Source organism: Pseudomonas sp. D4-21, assembly GCF_051132125.1.
GTDB lineage: Bacteria > Pseudomonadota > Gammaproteobacteria > Pseudomonadales > Pseudomonadaceae > Aquipseudomonas.
Genome location: NZ_CP071664.1, coordinates 4,267,123 through 4,281,355, shown reverse-complemented (window position 1 = coordinate 4,281,355; position 14,233 = coordinate 4,267,123). Strand labels below are relative to the sequence as shown.

Below are 14,233 nucleotides of genomic sequence, written 5' to 3'. Positions count from 1 at the left end.
TTTCCCCATGAGTTCTGTTGCTGTGTTCAGCAAGGCCTCGCCGTTCGATGCATTGCAGCGCTGGCTACCAAAACTGGTGCTGGCGCCGAGCATGTTCATCGTCCTGGTGGGCTTTTATGGCTACATCCTGTGGACGTTCGTCCTGTCGTTCACGACGTCGACTTTCCTGCCTACCTATAAATGGGCGGGCCTCGCTCAGTATGCGCGGCTGTGGGACAACGACCGCTGGTGGGTGGCCAGCAAGAACCTCGCGGTGTTCGGCGGGATGTTCATCGGCATCACCCTGGTCATCGGCGTGCTGCTGGCGGTGTTTCTCGACCAACGTATTCGCCGCGAAGGTTTCATCCGCACCATTTACCTGTACCCAATGGCGCTCTCGATGATCGTCACCGGTACCGCTTGGAAGTGGCTGCTCAACCCGGGCATGGGCCTGGACAAATTGTTGCGTGACTGGGGTTGGGAAGGCTTCCGCCTGGACTGGCTGATCGACCCCGATCGCGTGGTGTATTGCCTGGTGATCGCTGCCGTTTGGCAGGCCTCGGGCTTCATCATGGCGATGTTCCTGGCCGGCCTGCGAGGCGTGGACCAGTCGATCATCCGCGCCGCGCAGATCGATGGCGCGAGCATGCCGCGCATCTACTGGAAAGTCGTACTGCCGAGCCTGCGCCCAGTGTTCTTCAGCGCCGTGATGATCCTGGCGCACATTGCGATCAAGAGCTTCGACCTGGTGGCGGCCATGACGGCCGGTGGTCCGGGCTACTCCTCCGACCTGCCTGCCATGTTCATGTATTCGTTCACCTTCAGTCGCGGTCAGATGGGCATGGGCTCGGCCAGTGCAATCCTGATGCTCGGTGCGATCCTCGCGATCATCGTGCCTTACTTGTATTCCGAGCTGAGGGCCAAGCGTCATGACTAGTCTCGCTGCGAAACCTTCCATCAGCCGCATCGCGATCTATGCGGTGCTGATTGTTGCGGTACTGCTTTACCTGGTGCCGTTGGTGGTCATGCTGTTGACCAGCTTCAAGACGCCGGAAGACATCAGCACCGGCAACCTGTTGAGCTGGCCGACCGTGGTCAGCGGCATCGGCTGGGTCAAGGCCTGGGCGACGGTCAACGGTTACTTCTGGAACTCGATCAAGATCACCGTGCCGGCCGTACTGATTTCCACGGCCATCGGTGCGCTGAACGGTTATGTGCTGTCGATGTGGCGCTTCCGTGGCTCGCAGTTGTTCTTCGGCCTGCTGCTGTTCGGTTGCTTCCTGCCGTTCCAAACCGTGCTGCTGCCGGCCTCGTTCACCCTCGGCAAGATGGGCCTGGCCAGCACCACCACTGGCCTGGTGTTTGTCCACGTCGTCTACGGCCTGGCGTTCACCACGCTGTTCTTCCGTAACTACTACGTGAGTATTCCCGACGCGCTGGTGAAGGCGGCGCGCCTCGATGGCGCCGGGTTCTTCACCATCTTCCGGCGGATCATCCTGCCGATGTCGACGCCGATCATCATGGTCTGCCTCATCTGGCAGTTCACGCAGATCTGGAATGACTTCCTGTTCGGCGTGGTGTTCTCCAGCGGTGACTCCCAGCCCATCACGGTGGCGCTGAACAACCTGGTCAACACCAGCACCGGGGCCAAGGAATATAACGTGGACATGGCGGCGGCGATGATCGCCGGGCTGCCGACCCTGCTGGTCTATGTGATCGCAGGCAAGTATTTCGTGCGCGGCCTCACGGCTGGCGCGGTCAAGGGGTAATCATGGCTACGCTTGAACTTCGCAATGTAAACAAGACCTACGGCGCGGGCCTGCCCGACACCTTGAAAGACATCCAGCTGTCGATCAAAGAAGGCGAATTCCTGATCCTGGTCGGTCCTTCGGGCTGCGGCAAATCGACCCTGATGAATTGCATCGCCGGCCTCGAGACCATCACCGGCGGCGCGATCATGATCGGCGACCAGGATGTCAGCGGCATGAGCCCGAAGGATCGCGACATCGCCATGGTGTTCCAGTCCTACGCGCTGTACCCGACCATGAGCGTGCGCGAGAACATCGAGTTCGGCCTGAAGATTCGCAAGATGAAACAGGCGGACATCAATGAGGAAGTGGCGCGGGTCGCCAAGCTGTTGCAGATCGAACACCTGCTCAACCGCAAGCCTGGCCAGCTCTCCGGTGGCCAGCAACAGCGCGTTGCGATGGGCCGGGCCCTGGCGCGGCGGCCGAAGATCTACCTGTTCGACGAACCGTTGTCCAACCTCGACGCCAAGCTGCGGGTCGAGATGCGCACCGAAATGAAACTGATGCACCAGCGCCTGAAGACCACCACGGTCTACGTGACCCACGACCAGATCGAAGCCATGACCCTGGGCGACAAAGTGGCGGTGATGAAGGACGGGATCATCCAACAGTTCGGCACGCCGAAGGACATCTACAACAACCCGGCGAACCTGTTCGTGGCGAGCTTCATCGGTTCGCCGCCGATGAACTTCATCCCGCTGCGCCTGCAACGCAAGGACGGCCGCCTGCTGGCCTTGCTCGACAGCGGCCAGGCCCGTTGCGAGTTGCCGCTGGGCATGCAGGACGCCGGCCTGGAAGATCGCGAAGTGATCCTTGGCTTGCGTCCGGAGCAGATCGTGCTGGCCGGCAACGAGCCGAACGGCATGCCAACCATTCGCGCCGAAGTGCAGGTCACCGAACCCACCGGGCCAGACACCCTGGTGTTCGTCAATCTCAACGACACCAAGGTCTGCTGCCGCCTGGCGCCAGACGTGGCGCCGCAGCCGGGAGAGACCCTGACGTTGCAATTCGACCCAGCGAAAGTGCTGCTGTTCGACGCCAAGTCCGGCGAACGCCTGGGCGTGGCTGCGCAGCCGCAGGCCGAAGACCGACCTGCCAACGTGGCGCAGTTCAAAGGCCGGTGATGAACAAGTGTGGGGGGAGCAAGCCCGCTCCCACAGGAAGGAGTATGCGACGGGTGGGGACATCCGTCGCAATCGTTGTAAACCGCGTTAGATAAAAACAGTTAATAACAATAAAGACGAGGATGTAGGGATGAAGAAGAAGAACAATGCCCAGCTTATCTGCCAGTTGTCAGCCGTTGCGGCGATGATGCTGGCCGGTAGCGCACACGCTGCCGACGCGTTCAGCGCCGATTCGCAGTGGATGACGGGCGACTGGGGCGGTGAACGGACCAAGCTGATCGAGCAGGGTATCGACATCAAGGCCGATTTCGTCGGTGAGATGGGTGCCAACCTCCACGGCGGCTACAACGATGACAAGACTGCGCGTTGGTCCCAGCAGTTTGGCCTGGGTGTCGCGCTCGACCTGGAAAAACTGGCGGGCTGGAACGATACCGAAGCCAAGATCCAGTTCACTCGCCGGGATGGTCGCAACATTTCCAACGACCGTATCGGTGACCCGCGTGCCGGCACGCTCAGTTCGTCCCAGGAAGTCTGGGGCCGCGGCCAAACCACGCGTCTGACGCAGTTGTGGATCAAGCAGAAGTACTTTGACAGCAAGCTGGACGTCAAGGCCGGTTACTACGGCGTGGGCGAGGATTTCAACACTTTCCCTTGCGACTTCCAGAACCTGGCCTTCTGCGGTTCCCAAGCGGGTAACTGGGCCACCGGCATCTGGTACAACTGGCCAATCATGCAGGCAGCGATTCGGTTCAAGTACAACATCACCCCTGAGCTCTACGCGCAAATCGGTGCGTACAACCAGAACCCTTCGCAACTGGAAAACAACAACCGTTACAAGCTCAGCGGCAGCGGGACCGAGGGTACGCTGATTCCGGTCGAGTTGGTCTGGTCGCCCAAGCTCAACAACCTGCCCGGCGAATACCGTGTCGGTTACTACAAGAGCACGGCCAAGGCCGATGACGTCCGTGAGGACGACAACGGCAACGACGCCGCAACCACCGGCAGCGCCTATCGCAGCCACAGCAGCAAGGACGGCTACTGGTTCGTCATGCAACAGCAGCTCACCACCCACAATGGTGACGCTTCGCGCGGCTTGAACATCGCGGCCAACGCCACCTTCCACGACAAGGACACCAACATCGTCGATAACTACCAGTCGCTGATGTTCGTGTACAAGGGCCCATTCGATGCGCGTCCAAAGGATGACGTGGGTATCGGCTTCGCCCGTATCCATGTCAACGAAGACGTGAAGAAGAACGCCGATCTGACCAACGTAGCCAATGGCGTGACCGATTACGACGATCCGCTGTTTTCGCCGTTGCGCAGCACCGAGTACAACTACGAAATCAACTACGGCTTCCACGTCACCAACTGGCTGACCGTGCGTCCGAACCTGCAATACGTCACTCACCCGGGCGGTGTTGACGAGGTGGACAACGCGCTGGTGGCTGGCCTGAAAATCCAGTCGGTGTTCTGACGCTGTTGCGATAAGCTCTCCTCTATGTGCGCATATTTGCGGACGGCCAAGGCTGTCCGCTTTTTTTTGCGGAGCGATCAATTGTTTGGTTGGGGGCCGAACCTGTGGCGAGGGGATTTATCCCCGCTGGGCTGCGGAGCAGTCCTCAGCTGGCCAACTCGGTGCGTCAGGCAGATTATCTGCAACCTGTTTTGGGGCTGCTCCGCACCCCAGCGGGGATAAATCCCCTCGCCACCAAAACTGTCGCATCAATTGAGAGTTCAGTGATTCCCAGGACTACAGCCCATGCATGAGCATCCGCTACAACGCTTTTTCAGATCCTTGCGCGAGCGTCCGGTGTTTGCGTGGGAGCGCTATCAGCAGCGCGACGTCTTGGTTATTGACCATCCGTTGTGCCAAGCGGTTTTCAGCCGCCAGGGTGCGCAGTTGTTGCACTTCCAGCCGCGAGGCCAGAAACCTTGGCTGTGGTGCGCGGCCAAGTGGCCCCAGGTCGGCGCGATACGCGGCGGGGTACCGGTGTGTTGGCCTTGGTATGGCCGCCATCCGAGTGAAAATGCCTGGCCGTCTCATGGTTGGGCGCGGCTGATCGATTGGAAGTTGCTCGACAGCGCCAGCGATGACGATGGCGTGCATCTGCATTGGCAATTGCAGCTGTGCGACTGGCAAGTGGACCTGCATGCCGACTTGGGCGACCGCATGGAATTGCGCTTGAGCACCGAGCATCAAGACAGCCTGCCTTGCCAATTGAGCCAGGCCTTGCATGCCTATTGGCGCATTGGTGACGTTGGCGAGGTAGCGCTGTCTGGACTCGAAGGCGCGCAAGGTTACGACCAATTGAACCGTGCGGTTTGCCGGCAGGAAGGCGAGTTGCGGGTCGAGGGCGGCTGTCAGCGAGTGTTCCAGCATGAAGGAGAGTTGCAGCTCAAGGATCACGCCTGGCAGCGGGAATTGTGCATCGACACCGGTGAAAGCGCCGACACGGTGGTGTGGCATCCCGGTACACGGCCGTTGCTGGGCGTGAGCTGGGATGAGGTCAACGAGTTCGTTTGCGTCGAAGCGGCCAGTGGCGGCACCGACAGCCTGAGCCTGGCGCCCGGGGAGCGGGCGCATTTGAGTTTGCAGGCGCGGGTAGGGGCTTAGCTCTGGATCTACGGTGTGGCGGCTGCCGTCATCGCGAGCGAGCTCGCTCCCACACTGGTTCTCTGGCGTTCACAAAACCCCTGTGGGAGCGAGCTTGCTCGCGATGACGACCTGTCATGCACCAAGTGTTCCGGATCGAATCAGTTGAACTCATCCCCAACCGGATACCGGCTGGCATTGAGGCTTTCCTTGATCTTGCGCAGGTGCGGCTGGAAGTCCACCCCGCGGCGCAGGGTCATGCCGGTGGCGAGCACGTCCAGTACGGTGAGCTGGATGATTCGCGAAGTCATCGGCATGTAGATATCGGTGTCTTCGGGCAGCGGAATATTGAGGCTCAAGGTGCTGGCCTTGGCCAGTGGCGAGCCCTCGGCGGTCAGGCCGAGTACCGATGCGCCGTTTTCCCGGGCGATACGCGCTACTTCCACCAGTTCGCGGGTACGACCGGTGTAGGAAATGATCACGAACAACTCACCGGTATGGGCCACCGAGGCGATCATGCGTTGCATCAGCACGTCGGCGTGGGCGGTCACTGCCAGGTTGAACCGGAAAAACTTGTGCTGGGCATCCAGCGCCACCGGAGCCGAGGCGCCGAGGCCGAAGAAGTGGATCTGCCGGGCCTGGATCAGCAGGTCGACCGCGCGGCTGATCAAATTTGGATCAAGGGCCTGGCAGGCACTGTCCAATGAGGCAATGGCGCTGCCAAAGATTTTCTGGGTGTAGGCTTCAGGGTTGTCGTCGGCTTCCACTGCGCGGCTGACATAAGCCGCGCCGCTGGCCAGGCTTTGGGCTAGTTGCAGCTTGAGTTCCGGGTAACCGCTCACGCCGAACGAGCGGCAAAAGCGGTTGACGGTCGGTTCGCTGACCGAGGCCGCCTGGGCGAGGGCGGCAATGCTGAAGCGGGTAGCCTGCTGTGGGTTGAGCAGGATCACCTCGGCCACCTTGCGTTCGGCCTTGTTCAGGTCTTCCAGGCGACTCTGGATCTGCTCCAGTAGATTTCGCACGCGGTCCATACAGGATTCCTAGAGAGACGGGTCTTTGATACGACCCTTTGCGGTGGCCTATCCTACTGATGGCTCCGACGGACCACCACTCGGAATCGGTATTTTCGGAAAATGTTGTAGTTATTACTACATTTTTCCTTGAGTGATGCCTTGAAAAAAGGTATTTGTAGCTTAACTTGATAAAAGAACAAACATCATGCATTCGATTACGGTTGAACCGTGTACTTTTGCCTTGTTCGGCGCGTTGGGCGACCTGGCGCTACGCAAGCTGTTTCCTGCCCTTTACCAGCTCGATGGCGCCGGCTTGTTGCACGAAGACACGCGGATCCTGGCGCTGGCCCGTGAACCGGGCAGCGAACAACAGCATCTGGCGTTCATCACCACCGAACTGCGGCGTTACGTCGGTGATAAAGACCTCGACGAATCCGTGATCGAACGCTTCCTGGCGCGGCTGACGTACCTGCACGTGGATTTTCTCAAGGCGGACGATTACGTCGCGCTTGCCGAGCAGGTCGGGCTGACGCAGCAACAAGTCATTGCCTATTTCGCCACGCCGGCGGCGGTCTACGGCGCGATTTGCGAGAACCTGGCGAAAGTCGGCCTCAGCGAAAACACCCGTGTGGTGCTGGAAAAGCCCATCGGTTCGGACCTCGAATCGTCGCGCAAGGTGAACGACGCCGTGGCGCAGTTCTTTCCGGAGAACCGCACTTACCGCATCGACCATTATCTGGGCAAGGAAACGGTACAGAACCTGATCGCGCTGCGGTTCGCCAACAGCCTGTTCGAAACCCAGTGGAACCAGAATTACATTTCCCACGTGGAAATCACCGTGGCCGAGAAGGTCGGGATCGAAGGGCGCTGGGGCTATTTCGACAAGGCCGGCCAACTGCGGGACATGATCCAGAACCACCTGCTGCAGCTGTTGTGCCTGATCGCCATGGACCCCCCGGCGGACCTTTCCGCCGACAGCATCCGTGACGAGAAGGTCAAGGTGCTCAAGGCCTTGGCGCCGATCAGTCCGGAAGGCCTGACCACCCAGGTGGTGCGTGGCCAGTACATCGCCGGCCACAGCGAAGGCAAGGCGGTGCCCGGCTACCTCGAAGAGCCGAATTCCAATACCCAGAGCGACACCGAGACCTTCGTTGCCCTGCGCGCCGATATCCGCAACTGGCGCTGGGCCGGGGTGCCGTTCTACCTGCGCACCGGCAAGCGCATGCCGCAGAAGCTGTCGCAGATCGTGATTCACTTCAAGGAACCGTCCCACTACATCTTCGCCCCCGAGCAGCGCTTGCAGATCAGCAACAAACTGATCATCCGCCTGCAACCGGACGAAGGGATTTCCTTGCGGGTAATGACCAAGGAGCAGGGCCTGGACAAGGGCATGCAGTTGCGCAGCGGTCCGCTGCAACTCAACTTTTCCGACACCTACCGCAGCGCACGGATTCCCGATGCCTACGAGCGGTTGTTGCTGGAAGTCATGAACGGCAATCAGAACCTGTTTGTTCGTAAAGATGAAATCGAAGCCGCGTGGACGTGGTGTGACCAGTTGATCGCCGGCTGGAAGAAGTCTGGCGATGCGCCCAAGCCTTATGCCGCTGGGTCATGGGGGCCGATGAGCTCCATTGCACTGATCACGCGGGATGGGAGGTCATGGTATGGCGATATCTGAATTGAAACTGCCCCAGGGTGTCACTGCCCTGGAGTTCAAGAGCCCAGTGGTGCTTGCGGAAAAATTGGCGGTGAACGTGGCGGAGCAATTGCGCGCCGCGATCGATGCCAAAGGCGCGGCGACCTTGGTGGTGTCCGGCGGTCGTAGCCCGGTGGCGTTTTTCCAGCATCTGGCCAAGCAGGCGCTGGACTGGTCGAACGTGGTGGTGAGCCTGGCCGATGAGCGCTGGGTGCCGGTTGAACATGCCGACAGCAACGCCGGCCTGCTCAAGCGTTATCTGCTTCAAGGGGCTGCGGCCAAGGCCCAGTTCCTAAGCCTCTACAGCGCCAGCGCCAATCTGGAAGCCGCCGCCGAGCAGGCGGATCGCCTGCTCGCCGAGCTGCCGCCGATCGACGTGCTGATACTGGGCATGGGCGATGACGGGCATACCGCGTCGCTGTTTCCCGACAGCCCGAATCTGGCCGAGGCCCTGGATAAGAATGGTGCTCGCCGCTGCTGGCCGATGCTCGCGCCGACGGTCCCACACCAACGCCTGACCATGAGCCGCGCCTTGCTGGCGTCGGCCAGGCACAAAGTGCTGTCTATTTCCGGTCAATCGAAACTGACCACCCTGAATGCCGCGGTGTCTGGTGACGATGTCGCCGAGATGCCGATCCGCGCATTTCTGCAACCTACGTTAGAGATTTACTGGTGCCCATGAACCAAGGATCAGCCGCTATGACAAACCCATCCCCGACCGTTTCCATGGCGGACAAAGTGACGCTGATCGACAGCCTCTGCGCCAAGGCGCGGATCCTGCCGGTGATTACCATCGCGCGTGAACAGGAAATCTTGCCGCTGGCCGATGCCCTGGCCGCCGGTGGCCTGACGGCACTGGAAGTGACCTTGCGCTCGCAATACGGGCTCAAGGCCATTCAGGTCCTTCGCGAGCAGCGCCCAGAGCTGGTGACCGGTGCCGGCACGGTGCTCGATCGCCACATGCTGGCCGCCGCCGAGGCTGCCGGTTCGCAATTCATCGTGACGCCGGGTATCACTCGGGATCTGTTGGAAGCCAGCGTCCAGAGTCCGATTCCGTTGCTGCCGGGGATCAGCAATGCCTCGGGCATCATGGAAGGTTATGGCCTGGGCTATCGCCGCTTCAAGTTGTTCCCGGCGGAAGTCAGCGGTGGCGTTGCTGCCATCAAGGCATTGGGCGGGCCGTTCGGCGAAGTGAAATTCTGTCCGACCGGCGGCGTGAGCCCGGCCAATATCAAAAGCTACATGGCGTTGAAAAACGTGATGTGCGTAGGCGGGAGCTGGATGCTCGATCCGGAGTGGATCAAGAACGGCGACTGGGCCCGCATCCAGGAATGCACCGCCGAGGCATTGGCGCTGCTGGACTGATCGTCCTACCGAACTTCGTTGTGTGTTCTACGGCTTTACGGTGCGCTTGGTCGGCGCACCGTTTTTTTTTTGCCTGTTATTTGGCTGCAGATCCCCGTGGCCAGGGACCAAGCGCCCTCGCCACGGGTTACGTACTGTTCAGGTTGATCAGTGCCGCAGTCAACCGCTCCATATCCCGCGCCAAGGTAATCAACCCCGGCGTAATGCGGATGCAGAGGCCGACGCTGGTCTTGCGCACCACGGTAAAGATCCCATATTCCTTGAGCAGTCGGTCGGCCATCACCTGTTGATCAGGCTGGTTGGTGAATCGCATGGACGTGATACCGCAATAGAGGCGCCGGTCGTCTGGGGTCATGACCTCGATGCCGGGCACATCGCGCACCGCGCTCACCCACAGGTCCCGTAGATAACAGAGCCGAGCACCCTTGGCCGGTGCTCCGCCCAGGGCACGGTGCTCTTCGAATACCAGGGGCAGCGTCAGCAGGGCCGGGATGTTGGGCGTGCTGTGGGGCGTGCGCGAGCGTATATCGGTGGTGGGGTAGTGGCCTTCGTCCATGTCCGGGTCGATGTCGGCCAGCCGGTGTGGAGCGATATAGAGAAAGCCCAGGGCCAGAGGGCCGCCAAGCCATTTCTGCAAGTTGAACCCGGCAAATTGAATGCCGAGCTTATTGAGATTGAAATCGATCTGCCCCAGGGCGTGGGCGCCGTCGAGAATGATATCGACGTCGAACTCCCGTGCCGTCTCGGCTATCGCCTGGACCGGCATCACCAGGCCGGTCAGGTGGTTAACGTAGGTCAGCGCCATCAGCTTCAGGCGCGGATAACGAATGAAGGCTTCTCGATACGTGCCCACCAGGCTGTCGAAACTGGCGGGGTGCGGATGGACCAGCTCGATGACCTCGGCGCCACGCTGGCGGGCGAGCCAGCGCATCGCGCTTTTGACCGACTCGTACTCCACGTCGCTGATCAGAACCTGGTCGCCAGGCTTGAGCTGGTTGTAATTGCGGATCAGCGTCTGCAAGGCGTCAACCGCGTTGGTGGCCAGCGCCACGGTGGACGCTGGGGCGTGGATGAGCTGCGCCACCTCTCGGCGAATCACTTCGCAATGCTCCAGGTCGAACTGTTGGCGCACGTAGACCGAATTGCCGCGGTTCACCCAGTCGATATTGCGTTGGTACTCCGCGACCACCGTACGGGACATCCGGCCAAAGTAGCCGTTTTCCAGGTTGAGCGGACCATTGACGTCGACATCGTAACGACCGACAAAGGTTTCCCAGAAGGCTTCGTCGTGGGCACGCAGCGTATTTTCGGGCATCGCAGAGCTCAGTCAGTCAATGGCAGGGGTCAATGGCGAGGTTTGGGCAAGCCATGTTTAGCCCGCAGCGGATCCAGCAGGTCAGACAGACCGTTGTGGTCGATTTCCTGCATCAATGCCAGCAACCCGCCCAATTCGCCGTGAGGGAAGCCCTCCCGCGCGAACCAATTCAGGTATTGGCCTGGCAGGTCGGCAAGAATTCTGCCCTTGTACTTGCCGAAGGGCATCTGGCGGGTGACCAGCAGCTCAAGCTTTTCTGGATTCATAGGGCGGCTGTCTTATTGAAAGTCCTAGGGAAAATACAGGCATTCTGCATGCAGGCCAAATGACAGATCATGCAAATAACGCGGATACAGATTTCTCATGTGTTCATAACTTATTGATTTAAATGGATTTTAAGTTGTGATGATGGCTGGCATGGCCGATGCAATATCCCTTGCAGGTTTTTATTCAACAAGCAAAGGAACTGAAAAATGACTGACATCAACAAAGAATCCATCTCTGTCTTGAACGACCTGATCGAGACCAGCAAGGATGGCCAGGAAGGATTCAAGACCTGCGCTGAAGACATCAAGCACCCTGAGCTCAAGGCGCTGTTTGTCAAGCGCGCCGCCGATTGCGCCACCGCTGCGGCTGAGCTGCAAGCCGCCGTGCGTTCCCTGGGTGGCGATCCGGAAACTTCTACCAGCGTTGCCGGTGACCTGCACCGCCGTTGGGTCGACGTAAAATCCATGTTCACTGGCAAGGACGAAGAGGCTGTGCTGAACGAAGCCGAACGCGGCGAAGACCACGCGCTGAAGGCTTATAAGGAAGCCATCGAGAAGATCAACAAACACAACCTGGTGGGCATTCGTGACCTCGTGGAGCGTCAGTACCACGGCGTGCAACGCAACCATGACCAGGTCAAGGCTCTGCGCAACCAGGCGCGTGCCAGCTAACATCCGCGTGTGAAGAAAAAACGCCAGCTTGCCTGGCGTTTTTTTATGGGAGCGATCTGGGCAGTAAGACTTTTCGGCACCAATTCGCAAGAGTGTTTGTCAGAACGCTCAACAATCAACTCTGGACGTGAATAGATAGCTCCCTAATAATTGCGCCGCCCCTCTCACGATCTATCGTTACATCATCTCAAGAAGAGTTTTGCGCGTGCCCATCACCTTTCAGGCTCTGTTCGCCCCTGATCGTCTCGCTGTGCAGTTCGCCATCAAGACTGTGCTCGGTGGCGGCCTGGCGTTGTGGCTGGCGTTGCGCTGGGGATTGGAGCAGCCGTCGTGGGCGCTGATGACCGCGTTTATCGTTGCCCAGCCGTTGTCTGGGATGGTGGTGCAGAAGGGCCTGGCACGCTTGGTCGGGACTCTGGTGGGGACAATCATGTCGGTGGTGTTCATGGGCCTGTTCGCCCAGGCGCCCTGGTTGTTCCTGCTGGCGCTGGCGTTGTGGCTGGGCGTGTGCACGGCCTGTTCGACGCTCTTGCGCAGCGCGTGGTCGTATTCGTTCGTGCTGGCTGGCTACACCGTGGCGATCATTGCCTTGCCGGCCATCGCCCATCCGCTTGGAGTGTTCGACCAGGCGGTGGCGCGTTGCACCGAGATCAGCCTGGGCATCACCTGCGCCACCGTGACCAGCGCCTTGCTCTGGCCGTTGCGGGTTGAACGGCAATTGGCGGATCAGGCACGTGCCGCCTGGCAAAGTGGCATGCAGGCGGCGCGCGCCACATTGGCCGGCGATGCCCAGGCGCGCAAAGGTCTGTTGGAAATCCTCGGCAAAATCGTCGCGGTAGACGCCCAGCGCGAACATGCCTGGTTCGAAGGCCGCCTGGGCCGCCAGCGTGCCCGGGCCATCAGTGGCTTGAGCCAGAAACTGTTGATGCTGCTGCGCATTTCGCGCTCGGTACGCCGACAATGGAACCAGCTCGACCCTCAAGAAGCCCAAGCGCTGCAGCCGTGGATGAGCGAGGTGCAGCAAGCCCTCGACGCCGACAGCACGACATTGCAGGCACTGCGGCCGCGGGTATGGGATGCGTCTCACGAAGCACGGTTCAGCTCGGCGCAAAGTTATTGCCTGGCACGTTTCGCTTTGTTGCTCGACACCGCCCTGGCGGCCTGCGCTGCGCTGTCGGCGGTGCAAGAGGGCAGGGCGGCGGCCGATCCGCCACGCACCCTGGCGCCCCATCGGGACTTGTCCCTGGCGATGGTGTTTGGAGCCCGCAGCGCCCTGGCGTTCCTGGCAGTGGCGTGTTTCTGGCTGGCCACTGCCTGGCCTGCCGCGTCGGGCGCGCTGTTGCTGACGTGTGTGGTGTGCAGCCTGTTCGCCAGCCGCGAAAATGGCGCGCAGATCGGGATGAGTTTCTTGCGAGGCATTCTCCTGGCGGTACCGACCGCGTTTGTGATCGGTGAAATCCTGCTGCCCCAATGGAGCAGCTTTGCGATGCTCTGCATGGCCATGGGCGTACCTCTGTTCCTGGGGGCGCTGGGCATGGCCAAGCCGCCGCTCTACGCGACCGCCACCTCGTTCTGCCTGCACTTCGTGGTGTTGGTATCGCCGCTTAACGCCATGAAGTACGACGTTGCGACATTTTTCAACAATGCCCAGGCCATGATGATCGGTGTCGGCGCGGCCGTGCTGGCATTCAATCTGTTGATTCTGCGCAACCCGGCCTGGCACAGCCGTCGGTTGCTGGCGGCAACGCTCGATGACCTGGTGCGCTTGACCCATCGCAATCTGCGCGGCGCCGAGAGCTGGTTCGGCGGGCGCATGGCCGATCGTTTGCTGCAACTGGCGCGGCACTATCCGGAGCTGCCGGTGCCGGCGCGCAGTCGTTGGGACGATGGTTTGCTGGGCCTGGACATCGGGGACGAATTGCTCCATCTGCGCTTGAGCCTGGCCGTCGCCCAAGTCCCGGACAGTCCAGCCCAACGCCGATATTTCGAAACCTTGGAGCAGGTGCTGGAGCACGGCCCGGCGGGCGGGCAGGCCGACGCACTGGCCCAGGCGAGCGACGATTATCTGGCAGCGCTTTCAAAGCAACCGCCAAGCGACGCGCTGAAGCTGGCCCAGGGCGCGGTGGTGCAATTGCAGAACAGCTGGCGCGCCTGGTGCCGCCAGCACGAATCTTCAGAAGGGAAACATAGCCATGGGCTTGCATGAATGGTCGATCGGCGGGGTGCTGCTCAGCCCGTTTTTGATTTATGTCGTGCTGGCCTTGTTGGTCACCGGAGCCTTGCGACTGCTGCTCAGTCTCGTGCCGGCAGGGCGCTGGATCTGGCATGAAGCGCTGTTCGACTGCGCTCTGTATGTCTGTGTCCTGACTGTCATTACCCTGGTCCTCGGACCGTCATGA

General features: G+C 60.5%; 14 protein-coding genes. 11 read left to right on the top strand and 3 right to left on the bottom strand.

The annotated features are described in order from the left end of the window. The first annotated feature begins 7 nt into the window (after window positions 1–7). From J3Q04_RS19095 to J3Q04_RS19075, 5 genes are all read left to right on the top strand, one after another. A complete protein-coding gene (locus J3Q04_RS19095; RefSeq protein ID WP_030139360.1) occupies window positions 8–916 on the top strand; it encodes a carbohydrate ABC transporter permease in 909 nt (302 codons plus the stop codon). After that, a complete protein-coding gene (locus tag J3Q04_RS19090; protein WP_420764398.1) occupies window positions 909–1,748 on the top strand; it encodes a carbohydrate ABC transporter permease in 840 nt (279 codons plus the stop codon). Before J3Q04_RS19095 ends, J3Q04_RS19090 begins: the two co-directional genes overlap by 8 nt. Before the next feature lie 2 nt (window positions 1,749–1,750). Next, the gene (locus J3Q04_RS19085; protein ID WP_434609975.1) at window positions 1,751–2,911 is read left to right on the top strand and encodes an ABC transporter ATP-binding protein; all 1,161 of its coding nucleotides are present in this window, start codon (window positions 1,751–1,753) and stop codon (window positions 2,909–2,911) included. A 130-nt stretch (window positions 2,912–3,041) separates the two neighbouring features. Then, entirely contained in the window at window positions 3,042–4,388 is a 1,347-nt protein-coding gene (locus J3Q04_RS19080) for a carbohydrate porin (RefSeq protein WP_420764400.1), read from the top strand. 285 nt (window positions 4,389–4,673) lie between these two features. Next, window positions 4,674–5,528, top strand: a complete 855-nt coding sequence (locus J3Q04_RS19075) for a D-hexose-6-phosphate mutarotase (protein WP_420764401.1) — start codon at window positions 4,674–4,676, stop codon at window positions 5,526–5,528. 140 nt (window positions 5,529–5,668) lie between these two features. Here the strand turns inward: J3Q04_RS19075 and J3Q04_RS19070 are convergent, their stop codons facing one another. Continuing rightward, the gene (locus J3Q04_RS19070) at window positions 5,669–6,529 is read right to left on the bottom strand and encodes a MurR/RpiR family transcriptional regulator (protein ID WP_181289374.1); all 861 of its coding nucleotides are present in this window, start codon (window positions 6,527–6,529) and stop codon (window positions 5,669–5,671) included. A gap of 196 nt (window positions 6,530–6,725) precedes the next feature. Here J3Q04_RS19070 and zwf point away from each other — a divergent pair, with 196 nt between their 5' ends. Genes zwf through J3Q04_RS19055 form a run of 3 tightly spaced genes read left to right on the top strand, consistent with a single transcriptional unit; the run spans window position 6,726 to window position 9,581 of the window. Continuing rightward, window positions 6,726–8,198 carry a glucose-6-phosphate dehydrogenase gene (gene zwf / locus J3Q04_RS19065; protein ID WP_434562672.1) on the top strand — a complete coding sequence of 491 codons (1,473 nt, stop codon included), beginning with the start codon at window positions 6,726–6,728 and terminating at the stop codon, window positions 8,196–8,198. Further along, a complete protein-coding gene (pgl, locus tag J3Q04_RS19060; protein ID WP_434609978.1) occupies window positions 8,185–8,898 on the top strand; it encodes a 6-phosphogluconolactonase in 714 nt (237 codons plus the stop codon). Before zwf ends, pgl begins: the two co-directional genes overlap by 14 nt. Window positions 8,899–8,915: 17 nt before the next feature. Beyond that, window positions 8,916–9,581 carry a bifunctional 4-hydroxy-2-oxoglutarate aldolase/2-dehydro-3-deoxy-phosphogluconate aldolase gene (locus J3Q04_RS19055; RefSeq protein WP_434609980.1) on the top strand — a complete coding sequence of 222 codons (666 nt, stop codon included), beginning with the start codon at window positions 8,916–8,918 and terminating at the stop codon, window positions 9,579–9,581. A gap of 127 nt (window positions 9,582–9,708) precedes the next feature. Here the strand turns inward: J3Q04_RS19055 and J3Q04_RS19050 are convergent, their stop codons facing one another. Together J3Q04_RS19050 and J3Q04_RS19045 are read right to left on the bottom strand one after the other, a co-directional pair. Further along, window positions 9,709–10,896 carry an aminotransferase class V-fold PLP-dependent enzyme gene (locus J3Q04_RS19050; RefSeq protein ID WP_420764404.1) on the bottom strand — a complete coding sequence of 396 codons (1,188 nt, stop codon included), beginning with the start codon at window positions 10,894–10,896 and terminating at the stop codon, window positions 9,709–9,711. Between the two features lie 29 nt (window positions 10,897–10,925). After that, window positions 10,926–11,162, bottom strand: a complete 237-nt coding sequence (locus tag J3Q04_RS19045) for a DUF3820 family protein (protein ID WP_060738861.1) — start codon at window positions 11,160–11,162, stop codon at window positions 10,926–10,928. A gap of 207 nt (window positions 11,163–11,369) precedes the next feature. On the opposite strand from J3Q04_RS19045, the gene J3Q04_RS19040 reads away from it, so the two are divergent. The 3 genes from J3Q04_RS19040 (at window position 11,370) to J3Q04_RS19030 (ending at window position 14,233) form a co-directional block, all read left to right on the top strand. Continuing rightward, entirely contained in the window at window positions 11,370–11,834 is a 465-nt protein-coding gene (locus J3Q04_RS19040; protein ID WP_186709209.1) for a PA2169 family four-helix-bundle protein, read from the top strand. 205 nt (window positions 11,835–12,039) lie between these two features. Next, window positions 12,040–14,040, top strand: coding sequence for an FUSC family protein (locus tag J3Q04_RS19035; protein ID WP_434609982.1), 2,001 nt, complete (start codon window positions 12,040–12,042; stop codon window positions 14,038–14,040). Next, window positions 14,027–14,233, top strand: coding sequence for a DUF1656 domain-containing protein (locus J3Q04_RS19030; protein ID WP_420764406.1), 207 nt, complete (start codon window positions 14,027–14,029; stop codon window positions 14,231–14,233). The genes J3Q04_RS19035 and J3Q04_RS19030 overlap by 14 nt, the downstream gene beginning before the upstream one ends.

Excerpts from the sequence above, each read along its gene's own strand:
- J3Q04_RS19095 (WP_030139360.1), top strand. The coding sequence starts at position 8 with ATGAGTTCTGTTGCTGTGTTCAGCAAGGCCTCGCCGTTCGATGCATTG.
- J3Q04_RS19090 (WP_420764398.1), top strand. The coding sequence starts at position 909 with ATGACTAGTCTCGCTGCGAAACCTTCCATCAGCCGCATCGCGATCTAT.
- J3Q04_RS19085 (WP_434609975.1), top strand. The coding sequence starts at position 1,751 with ATGGCTACGCTTGAACTTCGCAATGTAAACAAGACCTACGGCGCGGGC.
- J3Q04_RS19080 (WP_420764400.1), top strand. The coding sequence starts at position 3,042 with ATGAAGAAGAAGAACAATGCCCAGCTTATCTGCCAGTTGTCAGCCGTT.
- J3Q04_RS19075 (WP_420764401.1), top strand. The coding sequence starts at position 4,674 with ATGCATGAGCATCCGCTACAACGCTTTTTCAGATCCTTGCGCGAGCGT.
- zwf (WP_434562672.1), top strand. The coding sequence starts at position 6,726 with ATGCATTCGATTACGGTTGAACCGTGTACTTTTGCCTTGTTCGGCGCG.
- pgl (WP_434609978.1), top strand. The coding sequence starts at position 8,185 with ATGGCGATATCTGAATTGAAACTGCCCCAGGGTGTCACTGCCCTGGAG.
- J3Q04_RS19055 (WP_434609980.1), top strand. The coding sequence starts at position 8,916 with ATGACAAACCCATCCCCGACCGTTTCCATGGCGGACAAAGTGACGCTG.
- J3Q04_RS19050 (WP_420764404.1), bottom strand. The coding sequence starts at position 10,896 with ATGCCCGAAAATACGCTGCGTGCCCACGACGAAGCCTTCTGGGAAACC.
- J3Q04_RS19045 (WP_060738861.1), bottom strand. The coding sequence starts at position 11,162 with ATGAATCCAGAAAAGCTTGAGCTGCTGGTCACCCGCCAGATGCCCTTC.
- J3Q04_RS19040 (WP_186709209.1), top strand. The coding sequence starts at position 11,370 with ATGACTGACATCAACAAAGAATCCATCTCTGTCTTGAACGACCTGATC.
- J3Q04_RS19030 (WP_420764406.1), top strand. The coding sequence starts at position 14,027 with ATGGGCTTGCATGAATGGTCGATCGGCGGGGTGCTGCTCAGCCCGTTT.